Source organism: Psychrobacter sp. I-STPA10 (genome assembly GCF_021012795.1).
Lineage (GTDB): Bacteria > Pseudomonadota > Gammaproteobacteria > Pseudomonadales > Moraxellaceae > Psychrobacter.
On the sequence record NZ_VFYU01000022.1, the window covers coordinates 34,289 to 55,395 of the forward strand.

At 38.3% G+C, this 21,107-nt stretch carries 18 protein-coding genes and 1 other RNA gene; 5 read left to right on the forward strand and 14 right to left on the reverse strand.

Going from position 1 to position 21,107, the window contains the following annotated elements:
* Positions 1 to 51 precede the first annotated feature (51 nt).
* The 8 genes from hscA to FHK89_RS10830 form a co-directional block, all read right to left on the reverse strand.
* Positions 52 to 1,983: a Fe-S protein assembly chaperone HscA gene (gene hscA, locus FHK89_RS10795; RefSeq protein WP_230660062.1), complete on the reverse strand. Its 1,932-nt coding sequence runs from the start codon at positions 1,981 to 1,983 to the stop codon at positions 52 to 54.
* Positions 1,984 to 2,192: 209 nt separating this feature from the next.
* The gene (gene hscB, locus FHK89_RS10800; RefSeq protein ID WP_230660065.1) at positions 2,193 to 2,753 is read right to left on the reverse strand and encodes a Fe-S protein assembly co-chaperone HscB; all 561 of its coding nucleotides are present in this window, start codon (positions 2,751 to 2,753) and stop codon (positions 2,193 to 2,195) included.
* 63 nt (positions 2,754 to 2,816) lie between these two features.
* The gene (locus FHK89_RS10805) at positions 2,817 to 4,187 is read right to left on the reverse strand and encodes a tetratricopeptide repeat protein (RefSeq protein WP_230660068.1); all 1,371 of its coding nucleotides are present in this window, start codon (positions 4,185 to 4,187) and stop codon (positions 2,817 to 2,819) included.
* A gap of 93 nt (positions 4,188 to 4,280) precedes the next feature.
* Positions 4,281 to 4,601 carry an iron-sulfur cluster assembly protein IscA gene (iscA, locus tag FHK89_RS10810; RefSeq protein ID WP_230660071.1) on the reverse strand — a complete coding sequence of 107 codons (321 nt, stop codon included), beginning with the start codon at positions 4,599 to 4,601 and terminating at the stop codon, positions 4,281 to 4,283.
* A 160-nt stretch (positions 4,602 to 4,761) separates the two neighbouring features.
* Positions 4,762 to 5,199 (reverse strand): Fe-S cluster assembly scaffold IscU, encoded by a 438-nt coding sequence (gene iscU / locus FHK89_RS10815; RefSeq protein WP_230660073.1) that lies wholly within the window; start codon positions 5,197 to 5,199, stop codon positions 4,762 to 4,764.
* 166 nt (positions 5,200 to 5,365) lie between these two features.
* Positions 5,366 to 6,592 carry an IscS subfamily cysteine desulfurase gene (locus FHK89_RS10820; RefSeq protein ID WP_230660075.1) on the reverse strand — a complete coding sequence of 409 codons (1,227 nt, stop codon included), beginning with the start codon at positions 6,590 to 6,592 and terminating at the stop codon, positions 5,366 to 5,368.
* On the reverse strand, positions 6,589 to 7,149 hold the full coding sequence (locus FHK89_RS10825) for an Rrf2 family transcriptional regulator (RefSeq protein WP_230660079.1): 561 nt from the start codon (positions 7,147 to 7,149) through the stop codon (positions 6,589 to 6,591). The genes FHK89_RS10820 and FHK89_RS10825 overlap by 4 nt, the downstream gene beginning before the upstream one ends.
* 455 nt (positions 7,150 to 7,604) lie before the next feature.
* Positions 7,605 to 8,252 (reverse strand): hypothetical protein, encoded by a 648-nt coding sequence (locus tag FHK89_RS10830; RefSeq protein WP_230660082.1) that lies wholly within the window; start codon positions 8,250 to 8,252, stop codon positions 7,605 to 7,607.
* Between the two features lie 952 nt (positions 8,253 to 9,204).
* Between FHK89_RS10830 and FHK89_RS10835 the strand changes: the two genes are divergently transcribed.
* Together FHK89_RS10835 and FHK89_RS10840 are read left to right on the forward strand one after the other, a co-directional pair.
* The gene (locus tag FHK89_RS10835) at positions 9,205 to 9,477 is read left to right on the forward strand and encodes an HU family DNA-binding protein (protein ID WP_230660085.1); all 273 of its coding nucleotides are present in this window, start codon (positions 9,205 to 9,207) and stop codon (positions 9,475 to 9,477) included.
* Positions 9,478 to 9,731: 254 nt separating this feature from the next.
* Positions 9,732 to 11,603: a SurA N-terminal domain-containing protein gene (locus tag FHK89_RS10840; protein WP_230660088.1), complete on the forward strand. Its 1,872-nt coding sequence runs from the start codon at positions 9,732 to 9,734 to the stop codon at positions 11,601 to 11,603.
* A 133-nt stretch (positions 11,604 to 11,736) separates the two neighbouring features.
* Here FHK89_RS10840 and ssrA read toward each other — a convergent pair.
* From ssrA to ppsA, 6 genes are all read right to left on the reverse strand, one after another.
* Positions 11,737 to 12,094: a transfer-messenger RNA gene (gene ssrA, locus FHK89_RS10845) on the reverse strand.
* Positions 12,095 to 12,250: 156 nt separating this feature from the next.
* Entirely contained in the window at positions 12,251 to 12,721 is a 471-nt protein-coding gene (gene rplI / locus FHK89_RS10850; RefSeq protein ID WP_230660091.1) for a 50S ribosomal protein L9, read from the reverse strand.
* Positions 12,722 to 12,744: 23 nt separating this feature from the next.
* Positions 12,745 to 12,972, reverse strand: coding sequence for a 30S ribosomal protein S18 (gene rpsR, locus FHK89_RS10855; protein ID WP_230660094.1), 228 nt, complete (start codon positions 12,970 to 12,972; stop codon positions 12,745 to 12,747).
* Between the two features lie 15 nt (positions 12,973 to 12,987).
* Positions 12,988 to 13,410, reverse strand: a complete 423-nt coding sequence (rpsF, locus tag FHK89_RS10860; RefSeq protein WP_230660097.1) for a 30S ribosomal protein S6 — start codon at positions 13,408 to 13,410, stop codon at positions 12,988 to 12,990.
* A 165-nt stretch (positions 13,411 to 13,575) separates the two neighbouring features.
* The gene (locus tag FHK89_RS10865; protein ID WP_230660100.1) at positions 13,576 to 14,427 is read right to left on the reverse strand and encodes an RDD family protein; all 852 of its coding nucleotides are present in this window, start codon (positions 14,425 to 14,427) and stop codon (positions 13,576 to 13,578) included.
* Between the two features lie 344 nt (positions 14,428 to 14,771).
* Positions 14,772 to 17,165: a phosphoenolpyruvate synthase gene (gene ppsA, locus FHK89_RS10870; RefSeq protein WP_230660102.1), complete on the reverse strand. Its 2,394-nt coding sequence runs from the start codon at positions 17,163 to 17,165 to the stop codon at positions 14,772 to 14,774.
* A 439-nt stretch (positions 17,166 to 17,604) separates the two neighbouring features.
* On the opposite strand from ppsA, the gene ppsR reads away from it, so the two are divergent.
* The 3 genes from ppsR to sthA all read left to right on the forward strand — a co-directional run bounded on the left by ppsR (position 17,605) and on the right by sthA (position 21,057).
* Positions 17,605 to 18,564 (forward strand): posphoenolpyruvate synthetase regulatory kinase/phosphorylase PpsR, encoded by a 960-nt coding sequence (gene ppsR, locus FHK89_RS10875; protein WP_230660105.1) that lies wholly within the window; start codon positions 17,605 to 17,607, stop codon positions 18,562 to 18,564.
* Between the two features lie 234 nt (positions 18,565 to 18,798).
* Entirely contained in the window at positions 18,799 to 19,233 is a 435-nt protein-coding gene (locus FHK89_RS10880; protein WP_230660108.1) for a DUF4377 domain-containing protein, read from the forward strand.
* 243 nt (positions 19,234 to 19,476) lie between these two features.
* Positions 19,477 to 21,057 carry a Si-specific NAD(P)(+) transhydrogenase gene (sthA, locus tag FHK89_RS10885; protein WP_230660269.1) on the forward strand — a complete coding sequence of 527 codons (1,581 nt, stop codon included), beginning with the start codon at positions 19,477 to 19,479 and terminating at the stop codon, positions 21,055 to 21,057.
* Positions 21,058 to 21,107 lie beyond the last annotated feature (50 nt).

Consider the following 21,107-nt stretch of genomic DNA (forward strand, 5'->3'; position numbering starts at 1 on the left):
CACTCACAGTCAGCTAATATGACTTACTAACGGATAATATGGCTATTATGACTATGACCACTCTGAAGTTTTAGTACCCGCCATAGTAGCTTGGATACTTTGATTCATAATTTGTGCAGCAAATGCATCACTTAACGGTTTTAGTTTGGCTTGCTGCTGCTCAATCACTGCCAGATCATCACTGGCAATCGCTTGCTGTAAATCTTCTATGGCAAGCTGTAAAGCTTGTGTTTTATCTGCATCTAATAGATTAGCAAACTCTGTCATCGCAGAATTTAACGCCAAAATTTCACGCTCAGCTTCTACTTTGGTTTCAATCAAACTACGAGCTTGCTTGTCTGATTCAGCATGTTCAAACCCTGCCATCAATAGCTGCTCTTTTTGCTCATCGGTTAATCCATAGGACGGAGTAATGGCAATTTCACTTTTGGTATTAGTGGTGGTTTCTTCTGCACTCACTGTCAACTGACCATTGGCATCAATGCTAAACGTCACCTCAATACGAGCAAAGCCTGCCTTCATCGGCGGTATGCCGTATAGCTCAAAACGACCTAGTGAGCGGCAGTTTTCTACCGTTTCACGCTCGCCTTGCACCACATGAATGACCATACCCGTCTGACCATCTTGATAAGTAGTGAATATCTGGCGTTTGCTGACAGGAATGGGCGTATTACGAGGTATCAATACCTCTACCAATCCACCCATGGTCTCAAGCCCCAAAGATAAAGGTGTCACATCTAATAACAATACATTATCAGATTTATCTGTGTTGATTAATTGATTCGCTGTTTGTGCTGCCCCCAGTGCCACTACCTCATCAGGATTGATATGGCACAGTGGCTTGGTCGCAAAAAAGTCGGCAACCAAAGACTGAATCAAAGGCATTCTAGTAGAGCCACCCACCAAAATTACATGATCCAAATCACTGCTATTTAAATTGGCATCACGCAGTACTTGTTTACACACATCAAGCGTACGCCGTGATACAGGCTCAATAATCTTAGCCAAGATCTCAGTCGTCAGCTCACCTTGCCATTGTTTGCTGTGACCATTATCAGTAATACTAATATCAACACGTACACTATCTTGTTCTGACAAAGCCTGTTTATATTGCTTGGCTTGTTGTGCTAAGTATGATTTTTCTTCATTACTGATACTTTTTGCATCAAGCCCCGCTTGTTTTAGTAGCCAGTTAGCAATGAGTCTATCAATGTCATCACCACCAAGGGCACTATTACCCCCCGTTGCCACCACTTCAAACACACCTGCGGTCATTTTTAAAATAGACACATCAAATGTACCACCACCCAAATCATAAATCAGATACAGACGGCTATGGGTGTCTTTTGCATCATGAGCATCACTATGGCTATCACTGCTTTCCTGACTATCAAGACCATAAGCAACGGCGGCTGCGGTTGGCTCATTAAGTAACCTAAGCACATTTAAGCCTGCTGCTGCTGCTGCATCTTTGGTGGCTTGTCGCTGCGCTTCATCAAAATAGGCTGGCACAGTAATCACTGCCCCTGCAATACTATCTTCTGGCAGCGCCTCTTGCGCCCGCTGTTTTAAGGCTTTAAGGATATCTGCTGATACTTGCACTGGAGAGATATCACCTTGCTTAGTAACAAAGGTGGGCATGGCATCTTGCTGACCAGATAGCTGATAAGGGTGGGAAAATTTAATATCAGTATGACTACGACCCATAAATCGCTTGGCAGAAATAATGGTATTGCTGGGATCTTCACTTTGCTTTATTAACGCTGCTTGTCCAACAACTGGCGTATGGGTTGTTGGATCACCATAATAAACAACGGAGGGCAGCAAGGTATCGCTAGAATCTGTTGCAGGAATAACAGCAGCTTTACCAGAACGCACGACAGCAACAATAGAGCGTGTTGTTCCTAAATCTATGCCAAGAGCATAACGATGGCTATGGGGTTTGCTACTTTGCTGTGGTTCGGCAATTTGTAATAAGGACATAAAACACTCAAAAGCTTTAAAATGAAAAAAGAAAACCGTACAACATCAGAACGGTTTTAAATCGGAAGAAAATAGGAATGAAGACACTGGTCGGATTCTTATCAAGTACTGCCAGTTTTAGATGTTAATAACTAACTTAATGACTCATCAAGCAGGCTATAATTCTTTATAAAAGAAATCTTATAAAAGAAAACTTATCGTTAGTTGTATCATAGATACAAATCATCATCACCTGCATCATCTTGTTGATGTAGAGCGTCAATTTTCTTTGCCACATCTTTTTTGAGTTTTACCAAAAACTTGAGTTTTTGAGTAATATCAATAGCCTGATTCCAGTTTTTATCATTATAAAACTGCTCAAACTGTTGTGCAAACTTATCAATACGACTTGCCACTGCTTGTTGTAAGCCAACTAACTGCTCAGGTGCATCTGCTTCATCGATATCAATACGCAATTCCATCGCATCATCTAAAAAATCAAGATCAGCGATAGAATTATTTAGTTCTGCATCTTGTCCAACCATTTCTAATAGATAACTGGCTCGGCTATCAGCAGATTTTAATGTTTGATAGGCGTGATTAATTAATGCCGAAGTACTGTCATGATTTTGATTGGTCTTACTGGTATTATCAGAACTTGTATTGTCAGGATGATACTGTTTTTGTAACTCTCGTAGCCGTGCGTCTAATGCTGCTTGATCTATTTCAAACTGCACAGGCTGCTCAAATAAAGCAAAAAAGTTATTAGAATTTTGGGGAAGTGATTTCATAAGCATCTATCAAAATTTAGTGAAAATTAAAAAAAAGAGTCAATATCAAAAAATAATCTTTTATCATGTTCGATATAGTTCATATTCTTCTTCTTTCGCTGACCAGTATTCAAACTTCTCTAAATCCATCTCAACGCCCAGACCTTCTTTATATATATTTGCCAAACTTCCACAAGCTTCTGGTATGCCTTGATTGGCTGCTAAAGTATAATACTTGATGGCATTTTGATAATCCTGCTGGACACCCTTGCCATGTTCATATTTATCGGCTAAATTACATTGTGCTTTGGCATATCCTTGTTCAGCACCTTCTTGGTACCAAATAACCGCTTGTTCATAACTTTGCTTAACCCATACCCCATATTCATGAGAAAAACCTAACATAAATTTTGCCACCATATTATTATTTTTGGCTTGTTCTATAAGCCATTCATAACTGATGGTGTCAAAATCAGTTAATATCAGCTTGTCATAAGCTCGTCCAAGCTGTAATAAATTTTGATTATAAAAGCAGGTTAATATCATGGGGTTAGTGATTTCTTTAGAGTTGATGGTTTGCTCATACCAATACATGGCTTGCTCATCGCTTCGTTCAAAATCACTGTCTAAATAGCTATTGTTTAGAGGATTTTCCCCTGTATGATATAACCTTGCTAATGCAAAATTTGATGAGGCACCATCAAGTTTTGCCGCCTCCTCTAGTATTTCTATCACTGAAAAAGCATTTGGATTAAGTTGTTTGTACAATATTCTGGCGTAGGGCAGATCTAATTGATAAGCCAATTTTATTTGTTGGCTAATATACTCTTTATCTTTACGCAGTCCAAAATAACCATTTAATGAGCCAATAGCTAAATTAAATATGGCATAGGGATTTAGCTGGCTTGCCATTTGCTTCATAATGGCAATGGCTTTTGGTTGATAAATGTTTGGGTCAGATGTGGCATCACGATATAGCAAATATGTTTCTTTAACATAAATCTCATCTGGTTTTTTGATACCTATTTTTGTTTGCGATTGAAATAATACGCAGTCATAATCTTCTATTTTTAATCCCGTAGGATATTTCATGGTATAAGAGCCATTGTCATCAGTGGTTAAAATATATTGAAAATATAAAAAACAACTGGTTTTTGGTGGCTCAAAGTCATTGGCATTATAATTATTAAATGTGGTCGTTTCAAACGAGGATAGAAATTGTTTTAGAGAACGATTAGCGTCATATTCTAACAGCTCTAACATCAAATCGTCAGGGATAGAAAAACTAAACGTAACTGTTCCATCATGCCATTCATAACAAAATATGGTCAAAAAATTATGCATATATTGACTATTATCAGTAGCTTCAACTTTTTGATAGTTTAACTGACTAAAGATAGTCGTTAATTTATCATTAAGCGTTTGTATTGAAACATCTGACTGATAAACTGGCATTTTATTGTCCTAAGGTATTTATAAAAAGCTACATATTCTAAAAAGCTACTTTATAAAAAAGATATTGTATAAATTTTCATCTGGTTTAATCTACTAAACCGTAAACGACTCACCACAGCCACATTCCCCTTTTTGATTAGGGTTGGTAAATTTAAAGCCCTCATTAAGTCCTTCGGTGACATAATCCATGCGTAAGCCATTAAGGTATACCATACTTTTGGGATCAACAAACACCTTCACACCATTACTTTCAAATGAGTCATCAGTCGGCTCTGGGTCATCAACAAACTCAAGCACATAAGCCAAACCTGAGCAGCCAGCCGTACGCACACCCACACGGATGCCTTCACCATGTCCACGATTTTCTAAAAAGTCAGAAACGTGTTTTGCAGCACGTTCAGTCAACTCAATCATAACAGCTCCTTTATCTGACAGTTAACGTAACAACCATCACCAATTAATCATTAAAGCAGCTTGTACTACCATATATGGTTGTTAACCAACAACCATATTTTGGCAAACCATCAGTTCTGATACTTTAAAATTTAGCTAATTTAATGATATTTTGCTTATTTTAAGCTTCAGCAGCTACTTCAGTATCAGTATTAACATCAGTACTAGCCGTATTTTCTTGGGCATGCTTGCTACGGTAATCATTCACTGCCGCCTTAATGGCATCTTCAGCCAATACCGAGCAGTGAACTTTGACGGGTGGCAGCGCCAATTCATCAGCAATTTCTTTATTTTTAATCTCTTGAGCTTGCTCAAGGGTTTTACCTTTTAGCCACTCAGTAACCAACGAGCTAGAAGCAATGGCTGAGCCACAACCATAAGTTTTAAAACGTGCGTCTTGAATCACGCCATCATCACCAACTTGGATTTGTAAGCGCATCACATCGCCACAAGCGGGCGCACCGACCATTCCTGTGCCAACATTGGTGGCATTTTTATCAAAGTTACCAACATTGCGTGGGTTTTCATAATGATCAATTACTTGATTGCTATAGGCCATGATTATCTCCTGGGTTTTGATGATGAGCGACGCTCACCATTATTTAATCAACTTGGGGTCAATATCAGTTAATGTTACTTGTAAATAATATTGGTGGTAAAAAAATCAATGATAAATACATATTTACTCATATATAACTACTATAAATATCATTGGATAAATAAAATTAGTGCTCTGACCATTCTACTGAGCCAAGATCGATACCTTCTTTATACATATCCCATAAAGGTGATAAGTCACGCAGTTTATCGACTGCTTGATGTATCTCACTTAACACTCTATCAATATCTTCTTCAGTGGTATAGCGACCAAAACTAAAGCGTATCGAGCTATGCGCCAACTCATCAGGACGACCAATGGCACGTAATACATAAGATGGCTCAAGGGTGGCAGAGGTACATGCCGAACCTGAAGAAACCGCTAAATCTTTAAGTGACATCATCAATGATTCACCTTCAATAAAGTTGAAACTGATATTTAAAATATTGGGTACATGGTGCACTTTATCACCATTTAAGTATATTTCTTCAATATCTTGCACCCCATTCCATAATTTATCATAGAGTTTTTGAGCATGTTCGTGATCTTGTTGCAGACGAGTTTTTGCCATCGCAAATGCCTCACCCATACCAACAATTTGATGTGTTGGTAATGTACCTGAACGCATACCACGCTCATGACCACCACCATGCTGTTCTGCTTTTAAGCGAATACGTGGTTTACGACGCACAAATAAAGCACCAATACCTTTAGGACCATAAATTTTATGCCCTGAAAAGCTCATCAAATCCACTTTTAATGTTTGTAAGTCGATTTCAATTTTACCTGCTGCCTGCGCTGCATCGACATGAAATACCACGCCTGCATCACGAGTAATCTCACCGATTGCACCAACATCAGTCACTGTACCAAGCTCATTATTCACCATCATCAAAGACACCAAAATCGTATCATCACGTATGGCTTGCTTCACTTGTTGTGCATGAATCAGCCCAGTACTCGCTTCTGGCTCTAGGTAAGTAATATCAAAACCTTCTTGCTCTAATTGACGGCAAGTATCTAATACTGCTTTATGCTCTATTTTACTGGTAATAATGTGCTTTCCACGGCTTTGATAAAAATGTGCTGCCCCTTTAATGGCCAGATTATCTGACTCCGTTGCACCAGAGGTAAACACTATCTCACGTGGGTCTGCATTCACCAAATCTGCTATTTGCTCTCGCGCATTTTCTACCGCTTCTTCTGCTTGCCAGCCATATCCATGCGAGCGTGATGCAGGATTCCCAAAGGTATCCTCAAAGGTCAAATACTGCATCATCTTTTCGGCGACTTGTTTATCTACAGGTGTCGTCGCTGCATAATCTAAGTATATGGGCCTTGCTTGTGTACTCATGCTGGGGAAACCTCGCTGGTAGAAATGAGTGTAATGGTAGAAATGTCTTTATTAGAAGTAGCTTTATTTTTACTGGAATTTTTACTGATTGATTCTTCTAAATGCGCCTGCTCCAAAAGTAGCTTTTGCCTGATAGAAATATCTTTAACATTTTCCATCTTCAATAATTGGGCTAAGGATATATTTTGCAAGTACTGTTCGATATGATTTGATAAGGCACACCACAAGTCATGAGTCAAACACATGGCACCGCCCTGACAATCACCTCGACCTTCACATTGCATCGCATTCACAGATTCATCAACAGCAGAGATAATCGTCATCACATCAATCTGATCTAAAGGTTTCGCTAAATGATAACCACCCGATGCACCGCGTGTACTGGTAACCAAACCATTTTTGCGCAACTTGGAAAAAAGTTGCTCAAGATAAGAGATAGAAATAGATTGTCGTTTGGCGATATCAGAGAGTGAGACGGCTGCGTCTGGATTATTATCTTGTAAAGCCAAATCTAATAAAGCAGTTACCGCATACCTGCCACGAGTCGTTAAACGCATTTTTTATCTCCATATCTTGCTAAAAATGTTGATTGAAAAATTTGTTCCGTATAACTTTCTACAGGACTTATTCAATAACAGTTATTGAATAACAACATTCACTAAATCATACAATCAGTTATGATGATAGTACATCATATGTGCGCTATTATAGTTAATCCTGAGTAAAATAGTCAAGATTAAGTGCAAGATATTTAGCTACTGTCTGGTTTCATTGCTATATATTTGATAAGAAAGATAAAAAATCACAGTGACAGACGCAATACATCCGCCAATTAAATGACTGTCTTAACATACAATAACAAGAAACATGTTTTAAATTAAAAAACATCTCTTGCATACTGACGCTAACATAGCTACTTAAATGGCGGTTATATACCTAACTTAATTTGCGATAACCACTAGCAAGAAGTAAAAATAAGAAATAAAAAGAATAGGGGTTTGCTGAGAACAAACTAATTTAACCAACCTATAACCGCTGCAATGGTGGTCAGTACAAATATGACCAACGCGATGGTCAATACTTTCTGCTTACTTTCCAACTCTTTTTGAGTGACCTCTAATTGACGATTTTTAATGGTTAACATATTAATTTGCTGTTGCTGCTCTTTGACACGCTTTTCATACATATCCGTGGTTTTTGCAACCGATGTGGCTTTATCTGTCGCATCTGATTGGGCTTTATTACGTTTAAAATGCTTGAGTAGCCCTTGAATCAAACTTGCCACACCAAGCTGCATCAAAAAGCCACGTAGTTGCCCTACGGTCTCAGTTGCGCCGCGCATCGCAAGTTTTTCTACTTGCTTACTATTATTACTAATAATGGCATTAATTAATTGCGTGCTATAGGCATTGATCACCACATCAGGCTCATCTCGACCAACAGGTAGCTCACTATCTAGTAATATGCCCTTGGTGGTAAAAGTCGCATACAATTGTGTATGTGGTAAATAGGTACGCACACACACCAGTGTGGTATTTTTCGCAAGTGGATAAGCGGCTTGACGTAATTTGGGGTCAAAGCGTAATACCAAGGTTAATGCTGATTCAGCAAATACCAAAACGACATTTAATAAAGACTGAGAAATTGAATGCTGATCCATGAAAAATCCTACTAATAAAGAGCGACAACCAGTAGCAGACTGTATCACAAATAGCCGTTACTTGGTTGCTATTCGATTGTTAATTAATTTAAATTACACTGTTTAATAATTATTAAACATAAGTTACAATAGACAAATTATGATAAGGTTAGCAATCAACACACCTAAACTTGGTTACCAAATAAAGCGCATCATACCACAATGCAGCTTAGCTTTTTTAAAAAAATGATTACCATCCCCATTGACGCTATATTAATTTAACTTTAATTATCAGTTAATTAATAACTTGGGTAGCAAATAAATTTTAAGGCATCATCAAATTAAATAGGACTTACGCATTTTTCTAGATTATTAGCGGCTGGTAATCATTTACTCGCTGGCTGTACGTAGTTCCAGAGGCTCAATATAATTCCCAGCCGCTTTATAAGACAAATATCGTACTTTTGCGTAAGTCCTATTAAAATAAAAATATATTTATATTTGATAGCTTGTTCATACATTCACAATCTCTTAATTAAGTAAATTCAGAGACTTATGTGCAATATTTAACATTCAATAGAAGCTAAATCTATAAGACTCAATCTAACAAGCTAACGTTTTGCCAACTTAAACTAAGCTTGAGCAGCTTAATATTTGAGTAGCTACTTTGTATTGACACTGTATTGTTTTTTTAAAATCAATACTACATCTAAAGTATAAAGCCACCATAACTCCGGTTAAGATACGAAATTTTATATAATTTTGCTTGCACAAATACCACTGCCTTGTTATAACTGCCATATAACTTAGGATTTGAGATTCAACACCTTATATATATCACCAAATTATTATGGTCAATAAAATTTTGGTTTATATATTTAGCCTCTTATCCAGTTACAACCTTGCTTAATTGGGTATTAAGCGATAAAATTTGTAACCCTCCCTAATTTGTCAATTTGAAGGATAATTTTTCATGAATAAATCAGAATTAGTAGATAGTATTGCTGAAAAAAGTGGTTTGAACAAAACTCAAGCAACTGAAGCATTAAATGCGATGATGGAAAGCATCGGTGAAGCTCTTGAAGAGGGTGAAACTGTATCGTTGGTTGGATTCGGTACTTTTAGTGTCAAAGATAGAAAAGCACGCACTGGACGCAACCCTAAAACTGGTGAGCCTTTAGAAATTCCTGCAAGCAAAGTACCAGGCTTTAAAGCTGGTAAAGGTCTAAAAGATCGTTTAAACTAAAATTTGTTGGTGTTGTGTTGCATCAAACACAAACTTAATAAAAAGACGCATCGGATGGTGCGTCTTTTTTGTTGCTTAACAGCCAATTTTGTTAACCATGGCCCACATACACAACATACAAATATGATTTGTAAATGATACAATCTATATGCCAAAACGGTAGATTGCAGAAGGTCACAGATAAATTTTGTATAAAAATTATTTTTGCCGTATGATAGCGGGTTGAATCACTTATTTAGATTATTGACATTATTATGGAATCCTTACGTAATTTCTTAAAAAGCTGGCCAGGTCGTATTTTTTTACTATTATGCCTATCTCCACTAGCACTGCTAGGAATAGAAAGCTACTTTCATGGTGGCAATGATCCGAATGAAGTCGCAAAAGTGGGTGAAGAAAGCATTGGTTTGAATGAATACCAGAGTGCCATTAACCAACGGCGTAGTGAATTACTAGATTCTGGTAAAATTGATGCCAGCCAAATCGATGAAGCTGTATTGGCAGATGAAGTTCTACAATCACTAATTAATCGAGCCTTGATATTACAGCAAGTTAAAAATCTAGGTCTGACTGTATCAGATGACACCATCACTCGACTGTTACGTGAGTCACCACAATTTCAAGATGCAGAAGGTAATTTCTCCAATGATTATTTTGCTCGCTATTTACAGCAAGAACGCATGACTAAAGACCAACTGTTTGCTCAAATCCGCCAACAACTCAGCTTAGTTCAATTAAATGCGACAATTTCTGGCACAGCAATTTATCCCATGAATGAAATCAGTCGTTTATTGGATCTACAAGAAGAATCAAGACCGATGTGGCTTTATCGTTTTAATTGGCAAGATTATATTGATCAAGTCAATCTAAATGCAGATGATATTAATGCATACTACCATGAACATAAAAATGAGCTTAAAAGTGAAGCAATGGTAGATTTGGCTTATCTTGTTGTGTCACCAGATAGCATCACTGTAGAGCCTGTTACTGAAGCTGAAATTCAGCAGCAATATACCGCATTTAAGCAAAGAAATAATGCCAGTGATAATCGCCAAATTAGCCAGATACTATTAACTGGTGCAGATGCACAAACGCAAGCTAATGCGCTAAAACAACGCCTAGATAAAGGCGAATCATTTAGTAAGCTGGCAAAAGAGTATTCTGATGATCCCAGTACAGCATCACAAGGTGGCGCAATGGGGAAATTTACCCCAGAGATATTTGGTGATGATGCTACCACTGTAGAACAAGCCTTAGAAGGTCTGGCTGTGGGTGAAGCATCTGCTCCCATTAAAACTGCTTATGGTTATCAGATTTTTGTCATCACCCAAAATGACTCTACTGTTCCGAGTCTTGAGAGTATGCGTGAGCAATTAACCCAAGAAGCACTTAACTACAAACGTGTTGCTGCTTATGCTGATAAAGTGACCTTAATTAATGATTTGGTTGCTGATGGCTATGGGTTAGAAGACATTGCTCAACAAGAGAACTTAACACTACAGCATATCAAAAACTATCAGCAAACAAACAATGATAGTGCACTGAATCAACCTGCTGTTATTAATGCTGCATTTGATCAGTTTACTATTGAAGATCAAGGAGTTAGCTCTGGTATTGAGGTTAATAATAATACTGTTTGGGTACAACCTAGCAATTATCGTCCTATCGCCCCTCTTGATTTACAAGCTGCAACACCCACCATCAAACAGCTTCTCACCAAAGAGATGGCAACCAAGCTTGCTATGCAACAAGCTCAAAAAACTGCCACCTTAGTTGAACAGCAAGGTGTGGATAAAGCAGGCGTTGATTTTATTGATCTAGGTATGGTGACTCGCCAATCTCCTATTCTTAATCAACAGGAGAAGATTGTGGCTTTTTCTAAAGACACCACCAAAGGTCAATTACTTGCCATGGCAGAAAAAACGGATACGGGTGCTTCTGTCCTTGTGGTAGATGCAATAAATAAACAAAGCACGCCACAAATACCTGCTGACGAAAAGCTAAGAGTGGCAAAAATGATACGTGATAATCAAGGACAAAGCCAATTTGAGGATTATCTTGAGTATTTACGTACGGTAACTCCCATTGACATTAATGAAGACATCGTCAAAACAAACGACTTATAACCCATCTTATTAAATTTATAATAAACCCCGCTAAATGCGGGGTTTGTTTTGGATAACTCTTATTTAATGTATGTCAAAATGATGCCAAACAAAAAAGCCAACCACCTAAGTGATTGACTTTTTTGATAATATTTGGTGGAGATGGCGGGAGTTGAACCCGCGTCCGCCAGCATTACGCTCATGAATCTACATGTTTAGTTTCTGTCTTTGGCTTTAGCCTGCACCGACCCGACAGTCAGGGTGGATTAGGCGAGTCTCTAAGTTTGAACCCAAACAGTTGAGACACCTGTCTGAGCGAACCCATATGCGTGCGCTTCAACTCGGCTGACTAACTATGGGTAATTAGCAGCGGAGTAAGCAGGGTTTAAGCTGCTAGAGCGTAAGTTTCGTCGTTTGCGACTATAACAATATATGTTTGATTTACGAGAGGACATATACTCTCGACATGCATCATTGAGTTTCATTACCAGCGTCGAAGCCAGAACATCCCCAATTAAGAGAAATATTATAACGAATTTAACTCCATAAATCAAATATATAAATAAAAAAGGTAGCCAATATATTATCAGCTACCCTATTTATTATCTTTCTACTATTACCAATACACTAAAATCATTATATTTTAGTTTGTATGAGTTATATTAGAATTAAGCCTCTTGTGATACAACGTCATCTTCTGACAAAATGGTCACTAAGATATTAGCAAATACATCATGATGAAGCTGAATATCAACGTTGTATTCACCGACCTGACGCAAAGTACCTTCAGGCATTTTAACTTCTGAACGGTCAACTTCAAGACCAGACTTGGTCAAGGCATCAGCAATATCACGAGTACCAATTGAACCGAAAAGCTTACCATCTTCGCCAGATTTTGCACGCATGATGACATTAACATCTTTTAGTGCATCTGCACGGGCTTGAGCGGCTGCTAATTCTTCAGCTTCAACTTTTTCAAGCTCAGCACGACGTGCTTCAAACTTTTCAACATTGGCTGGGGTTGCAGGTAACGCTTTACCTTGTGGTATCAAGAAATTACGACCATAGCCTGCTTTGACATCAACTGTTTCGCCAAGCTTACCAAGGTTGACGATACGCTGTAATAAAATAACTTGCATGAGTCACTCCTAAGTTAGTGGGCTTACTGATGGTTATCAGTATAAGGCAACAACGCTAGGAAACGAGCTTGCTTGATAGCAGTGGCTAGTTGGCGTTGATACTTGGTCGAAGTTCCTGTAATACGGCTAGGAACAATTTTTCCATTGTCACCAATGTACTGTTTTAGTAGTTCAACATCTTTATAATCGATGTGCTTAATACCTTCAGCGGTAAAGCGACAAAATTTGCGGCGGCGATAAAAACGTGCCATATCAATGCTCCTTAATTAGTCTTCAGAATCGTCTTCGTTGTCGTCATCATCTTGATCTTGCGAGTCATCATGGTTGCGATTATCGCTACGACGATCAGCTTTGCGTGCGCGTTTTTCATCAGCATTTTTTGCAAGCTGTGATTCTTCAGTAATGGCATCATCACGGCGGATAACTAGACTACGGATGATTGCGTCATTATAACGGAAAAGCTCTTCAAGCTCAGTTAAAGTCTCGCCATCACATTCAATATTAAATAGCACATAATGTGCTTTATGAATTTTTTGAATTGGATACGCTAGTTGACGGCGTCCCCAATCTTCTAGACGATGGATAATACCATTGTTATCTTGAACAAGCTTGATATAGCGTTCTACCATACCGACCACTTGGTCACTTTGGTCTGGGTGTACAATTAACACCACTTCGTAATGTCGCATTTATGGACTCCTTACGGATTAGTCAGCCATTGACCCTATGTCAATAGCAAGGAGATTTATAAAAAATTACTAGCAATTACTATTATTAAAAACTAATAGCAATTTAACTCTTTTTTTATAAAGCGCAGCATTATAACAAAAACCTTACTAATACTCAATGTCTAATTAAGATTTGATAGTGGAAGACTCAGTCTCAAGCTGACTATCATCTGCTTTTACCACATAAGTTTTAGCAAGTTTATCATGAATGCTACGATGCTCTTTATCAAATATCATCACTATTAGATCAGCAAGGGCAAAAAACTGCCCTAAGTATGGAAGGTTATAAGCTAAGTTAGTTAATATGGTACGAATTAAAATCAAATTAGTAATATTAGGAATTTTTTTGCTTTCATAATCTAATATTCTGACACCAGTAGCTAATTTACCAATACTTTGTCCACGCTTTACTAACATCACTATTTGTATAGCAAATAACCCTAATATCATTAATGAGCTCATAATAGACAAGTGTGAAGGAATCGTTGCCACCAATTCATTGATCGCTGCAGGATTGCCAGCTTTTTCAGACAATGATGTCATATCAAAATTTAGTGCTGATAATATAGGTACCAGACATAAGATAGCCAAAACTTGATCGATAAGTACGGCTAAGATTCGACTCCATACACTGGCTAATTCATCTTCCTGTGCTACTTGCTTATGTTTTGTGCGATTAAAGGGAGATTTTTTGAGCTTATCAGAGACATTATGGACGCCACTGCTATCACTCGTTGCTCTGCCATATAATCTATCAACACTATTACCATTTTGCACAGAAGCCTGATGATGAGCTGCACCATTAGGCTGATAAAACCATGCTCCTCCTGTCATATTGCCAACACGTTGCCAATTTTCCATGCCTTCATGCCACATCAAGTCATCTAATATGACTTCGCCAGAGGCCAACATATTATTGAGCTGCTCTAAGGTATAGGGTCCAGCTTGAACATTATTTCGTGCCAAATAAATTTGCATGAGCAATGATATCCTTGTTGTACCTGTGATATAAATTTTTAGTATGGTTTGTTATATAAAGTTAGGTATGCAAATATCAAGAAATTATTTCATAACTTAAATCTCTAAAATAGTTTGTATCCTGAATTGCACCTCAATATATTGGTATATTATATTTGTTTGAAAGTAATCTATTATACCCTAACTCTTGGTAAACAATTTTAATCATAAAGAAAAGCGATAATGGTGTCCATTATCGCTTGTTTACTTTATCACTTTGTCAATTATCAGCTAATTTTAGCTATCAAGCAACCCGATAAAAAATCTTAACTTATGGTATTGCTATTATAAACAGCTACTAGCTACTAACTGTGCTGTGGCTTTTCACCAGCAAGAAAGAACCAAGTATCAAGCACTGAATCTGGATTTAGTGATACTGAGCTGATGCCTTGCTCCATTAACCAATGTGCAAGATCAGGATGATCTGATGGTCCTTGACCACAAATACCCACATATTTGTTTTGTTTGTGGCAAGCTGAGATTGCCATAGATAGTAGCTTTTTCACCGCAGCATCACGCTCATCAAATAGATGCGATACGATACCTGAGTCTCTATCTAAGCCAAGCGTCAACTGAGTCAAGTCATTTGAGCCGATTGAGAAGCCATCGAAGTATTGTAAGAACTCGTCTGCCAATAAAGCATTGGTTGGCAGCTCACACATCATGATAAGCTCAAGTCCATTCGCGCCACGTTTTAAGCCATTTTTCTCAAGAATTTCAACTACTTGCTTGGCTTCATTTGGTGTACGTACAAATGGAATCATGATTTTAACATTGGTTAAACCCATGTCATCACGCACCCGTTTTAATGCCTGACATTCAAGATCAAAACAGTCACGGAAAGTATCTGATACATAACGGCTTGCACCACGGAAACCTAGCATTGGATTTTCTTCTGATGGCTCGTATAATTTACCACCAATTAAGTTGGCATATTCATTGGATTTAAAATCAGACATACGTACAATCACTGGCTGATCTCTAAAAGCAACCGCTAAGGTAGAAATACCTTCTACCAATTTGTCTACATAGAAATCAACTGGTGAGGCATAGCCAGAGATACGCTCATTAATTGCTTGCGTGATCTCACGTGGTAGCGTATTCATGTTAAGTAGCGCTTTTGGATGCACCCCAATCATACGGTTGATGATAAATTCTAGGCGTGCCAGTCCAACGCCTTCGTTAGGAATTTGTGAGAAGGCAAAGGCACGATCTGGATTACCCACGTTCATCATAATTTTAAATGGAATCTCTGGCATAGAGTCAATGGAGTTGGTTTGGATATCAAAATCCAATAGTCCTTCATAAATAAAGCCAGTATCCCCTTCAGCACAAGAGATGGTAACCTCTTGACCATCAGACAGTAACTCTGTGGCGTTGCCACAACCTACAATAGCAGGTACACCAAGCTCACGAGCAATAATTGCTGCGTGACAGGTACGACCACCACGATTGGTAACAATGGCAGCAGCTCGTTTCATCACAGGCTCCCAATCTGGATCTGTCATGTCTGATACCAATACATCACCAGCCTGTACTTTGTCCATTTCATGAACACTATTAACGATGCGTACTTTTCCTGAGCCGACACGCTGTCCAATCGAGCGACCTTCACACAACACTTTTGCATTGTCACTTTCAATGACATAACGCTCCATAATATTGCGGTCTTGACGGCTCTTAACTGTCTCAGGACGTGCCTGTACGATAAAGATATCTCCAGAATCGCCATCTTTTGCCCATTCAATATCCATCGGATGACCATAGTGTTTTTCGATCACGAGGGCTTGTTTAGCAAGTTTATTTAGCTCTTCGGTTGTTAATGAAAACTGAGCACGCTCTTGTTTATCTACATCAACAATCTTTGTAGATTTAGCAGTACTGCCATCATCACCGTAAACCATTTTTTGATGTTTACTGCCCAAATTACGACGCACAACAGCAGGTTTGCCATCATCTAGTAGACGTTTAGATAGGTAAAACTCATCTGGGTTAACCGCTCCTTGCACCACCATTTCACCCAAGCCATAACTTGAGGTAATAAAGACGACGTCTTCAAAGCCACTTTCAGTATCTAGAGTGAACATCACCCCTGAAGCCCCAGTCTCTGAGCGCACCATACGCTGCACACCCGCCGAGATTGCAACTTCAGCATGCTCAAAACCTTGATGCACACGATAAGCAATGGCACGATCATTATATAAAGATGCAAATACTTCTTTGATTGCAATCAAAATATTTTCAATACCACGGATATTTAAGAAAGTTTCTTGCTGACCTGCAAACGATGCATCTGGTAAATCTTCAGCGGTTGCAGAAGAACGTACAGCAACAGCGATGTCCTGTCCACCACTCATGCTATCAAAAGCATCACGTATGGCTTGTTCTAATTCAGCAGGAAGTGGCTGAGCCACAATCCATTCACGGATTTTTTTACCTGTCTCTGTTAATGCATGAACATCTTCAATATTAAGTCCTTGCAATTCTTGCTTGATTTTTTCATTCAAGCCAGTTGCTTGTAAGAAGTGATTAAAGGCATCGGCAGTGGTTGCAAAACCTCCAGGGACGCTCACGCCTAAATCAGATAGATGACCTATCATCTCACCTAGGGAGGCATTTTTACCGCCGACTTTATCAATATCGTTTTTACCAAGCTTGTCAAGATTAATGACCTGAGTGCTGCTTGTTTGTTCTGCCATGATAACTCCAGAAAATAAGGTTATTTTTTCAAATTATACCGCTAAATGGTCACGTTATGTAGTCAAATTTTGATTTTTATGCAACCAAAGCATGGTTGCTATCAAATTTGCTACGTTTTTACACAAAATTTTGCATTTACCCTGTCATATATGTTCGTATATGTAAGTAATAATATATAAAAGCTGCCATTGTCGTTACCAGCAGCCATTATACAAATGAGCACCATTGTTCCCAAAAGTTTGCAAAGGTGCTACTCAAAAATGTAGCTCAAATATGGTTACACAGTTATGCTAACATTGATTGGGATTGTTCGTCCATTGTGGGTATAATGATTGAGCAAAATTCTACCTAGTTAGCAATTTTTAATTTTAGCTTTTAATTTTAATCAGTGGATAAAGTTAGTTGGTTCATCAGCTTTATTATCAATCAAGGATTTTTATGGACACCGCTTCATCAAATAATTCATCCCACCCTCTTAATCAAAGTGAAGAAGGTAGATTTGTCCAAGCAGAATCTAAATTAAGAGCACCCAAGCCAACCTTCCAAAATAGACAAGCATTACAAAATAATGATGACCAACCCATTCGTACAGCCTTTTTTATCTCTGACGGCACAGCCATTACGGCTGAAACTTTGGGACGCTCAATTTTAAGCCAGTTTCGTCAAGTACCATTTGAGACACGGGTCATACCTTATGTTGATGACATGGTATTAGCAGAAGAAGCAGTAGAACAAATTAATTTAGCCTATCAAAAAGACGGGGTATTACCTTTGGTATTTGATACCATTGTTAATGCAGAAATCCGTGAAAAAATCAATTCTGCACAGGCATGTAATCTTGATATGTATGAGGGTTTAATTGGACGTATTGCTGAGGAGATCGGCATAGAGCCTGATGCTGATTCAGGACATGCACATGATGATGTCGATTCAGAAACGTATAAATCTCGTATTGATGCGGTACATTTTGCCCTTGATAATGATGATGGTGCGCGTACTCGTCACTATGATATGGCTGATATTATCCTAATTGGTGTCTCGCGCTCAGGTAAAACACCAACGTCTTTATATTTAGCCTTACAGTTTGGTATACGTGCTGCAAACTATCCTTTAACCGAAGATGATTTGTATGACAATCAATTGCCAAAATCCTTACGTCAACATCGTAATAAACTTTTTGGTTTAGTCATTGATACGGATAGACTGGTAAAAATTCGTAATGAGCGGCGGGCAGGTAGTCGCTATTCTAGTTATAAACAATGCGAAGAAGAACAACGTGCCATTCAAGCAATATATATGACCCAAGGCATTCCAAATCTTAATGTTTCTGAAATGTCTGTCGAAGAGATTGCAACACGTATTTTACAAATTACTGGGCTCAAACGTCGTATCGGCTAAAATCCATCAACAACAAACCCAACAAACCATAAAGGTCACTGTTTCTTAAGCTAACTTTATTTGCATTCATTCTAATATTATGAGTGTCTGTTAAACTTTCATTTTTGTAGCAAAAGATAAGTCAGCTAGGTTAAAGGTGACAAAGATGAGTTTTTTAGCAAATTGGTATAATAAGATATTTTTTAGTATATTAACTATATATAATAGAAGTCGCTTAATAAAGAGAAGTGAAATATGAACCATTTAACCACCAAGCGAGTGCCACAGCCACGCTCTATTTTAGGAGTCATACTTGTCAGTAGCATGATATTAACTGGTCTGACTGGCTGTCAAAGTACTCTATTTAAAGATGAGCCTGTTCCTGAGCCAATATATGTACCACAACTAAGCTTAGGAGACTCTCAGGTATTGACGATATTAGCAGGTCGTGTACCCTGTGATACTGCCCTACCCATGCAGTGTTTACTTGCCAAACAACAAGGTTCAACAGAGTTGTTCCAAATCCCTTATAACTGGATTGAAGGCTTTACTCCTGCTTCTAATGTTGAATACACCATCAGTGCCTCGCCTATGATAGATAACAACTTGCTTGACAATGAAACACAAGGTCTCACAGGACATTGGGTACTCAATAATATTATTGATCAGCGTCTCTTTAGGGTACAGTAACTTTGTCATACCCAAGCTATCGCCATACATAACCCAGTATTTTGCTGGTTTATTTTTATTGTTTTATATTGGTACTTATATTATAAATAACCACAATCTGATGCCACGTAATCATTTTTCCCATTAATATTTGAGGATATTATGTCAAAAAAAAGAAAAGAAGACGAAGCCAAGGACAGCATTAAAGGAAGTCAAAACTCAAAACCAGAAACTACACCAGCCCCTAAAAATTCGGATACCCAAATGAGTGAACAACAAGATAAGCCTGTGGTAGAAAAAGACAGCAAACCACACAGCAAAAAAGAACGTATTGAGCAGACGCATGAGCAAGTTGAAGAAGATTTGCATCACCCAAGCTTAATCAGTCCACTAGATAGTAATCGTATTCAAATAAAATCAGGATTTACCCAAGATTCAAAACGTATCAAAGGTGACAGTCACGATTTTGAATATGATGTGGTTGTCCTTGGAGCAGGCCCCGCCGGAGAAGCTGCGGCAATGAAGCTGGCAAAATCAGGTAAAAAAGTGGTGGTGGTTGATCCACGGGATCAAGTGGGGGGAAACTGTACTCATGTTGGTACAATTCCAAGTAAAGCACTGCGTCAATCCGTATACAACTTGATTAACCATCGCCGTGATCCTCTATTTTCTCAAGGTGTTGATTATCATCAAGTACCACTTAACCGCGTGTTATCAAATGCACGTAATGTCGTACGTAGTCAGGTAGAGACACATACTCGCTTTTATGAGCGTAACCGTATTGAGATACGCCATGGCTGGGCAAGCTTTGTTGATAAACACACTCTACATATTGAGCTGAATGAACATGCAGGTATTGAAGAAATTACCTTTAATAAAGCCATTATTACTGTGGGTAGTCGTCCGTATCGCCCTGATTTATTAGACTTTGATCACCCACGCGTGTTTGATTCAGATAAAATTTTACAGATGGATTATGTGGTCAATAAAATCATCATCTATGGAGCAGGCGTGATTGGTTGTGAGTATGCGTCTATCTTTACTGGACTTGGCTATAAAGTCGATTTGATTAACAACAAAGCACAACTATTAAGCTATCTGGATCACGAAATTAGTGATGCCCTATCACATGACTTCCGTCAGTTTGGGGTATTAATACGCAATAATGAAGAAATTGATCATTTAGAAACGTTTGATGATTGTGTGATATTACATCTAAAAAGTGGTAAAAAAATCAAATCTGATGCCATTTTATGGTGTAATGGTCGCTCAGGTAATACCGATGGTTTAAATCTTGAGGCAATAGGTCTAAAAGCAAATAATCGTGGTCAACTACAAGTTGATGATACTTATCGCACCTCAGTAGATAATATCTATGCTGCTGGAGATGTCATTGGCTGGCCTGCATTGGCATCGGCAGCTTATGACCAAGGTCGCTGTGCCGCGGCATTTATGGTGGGCAATGAAGATGCAGAGTTTGTCTCTAGTGTGCCCACAGGTATTTATACCATTCCAGAAATATCAAGTATTGGTAAAACTGAGGAAGAACTCACCGAAGAACGAATCCCTTATGAAGTGGGACAAGCATTTTTTAAACATCTGGCACGAGCACAAATTATCGGTGAACGCACTGGCGTATTAAAAATCTTATTCCACCGTGAGACGCTAGAGATTTTAGGTATCCACTGTTATGGTAACCATGCCTCTGAAATTATCCATATTGGGCAAGCTGTAATGAAGTGTGGTAATACGTTGGAGTATTTCATTAATACTACCTTCAACTACCCCACTATGGCAGAGGCCTATCGAGTGGCTGCACTCAATGGTTTAAACCGAGTATTTTAACGCATCTATAAGGTATTAATCGCTAATATTAGATCTATTTATGGTAGTAC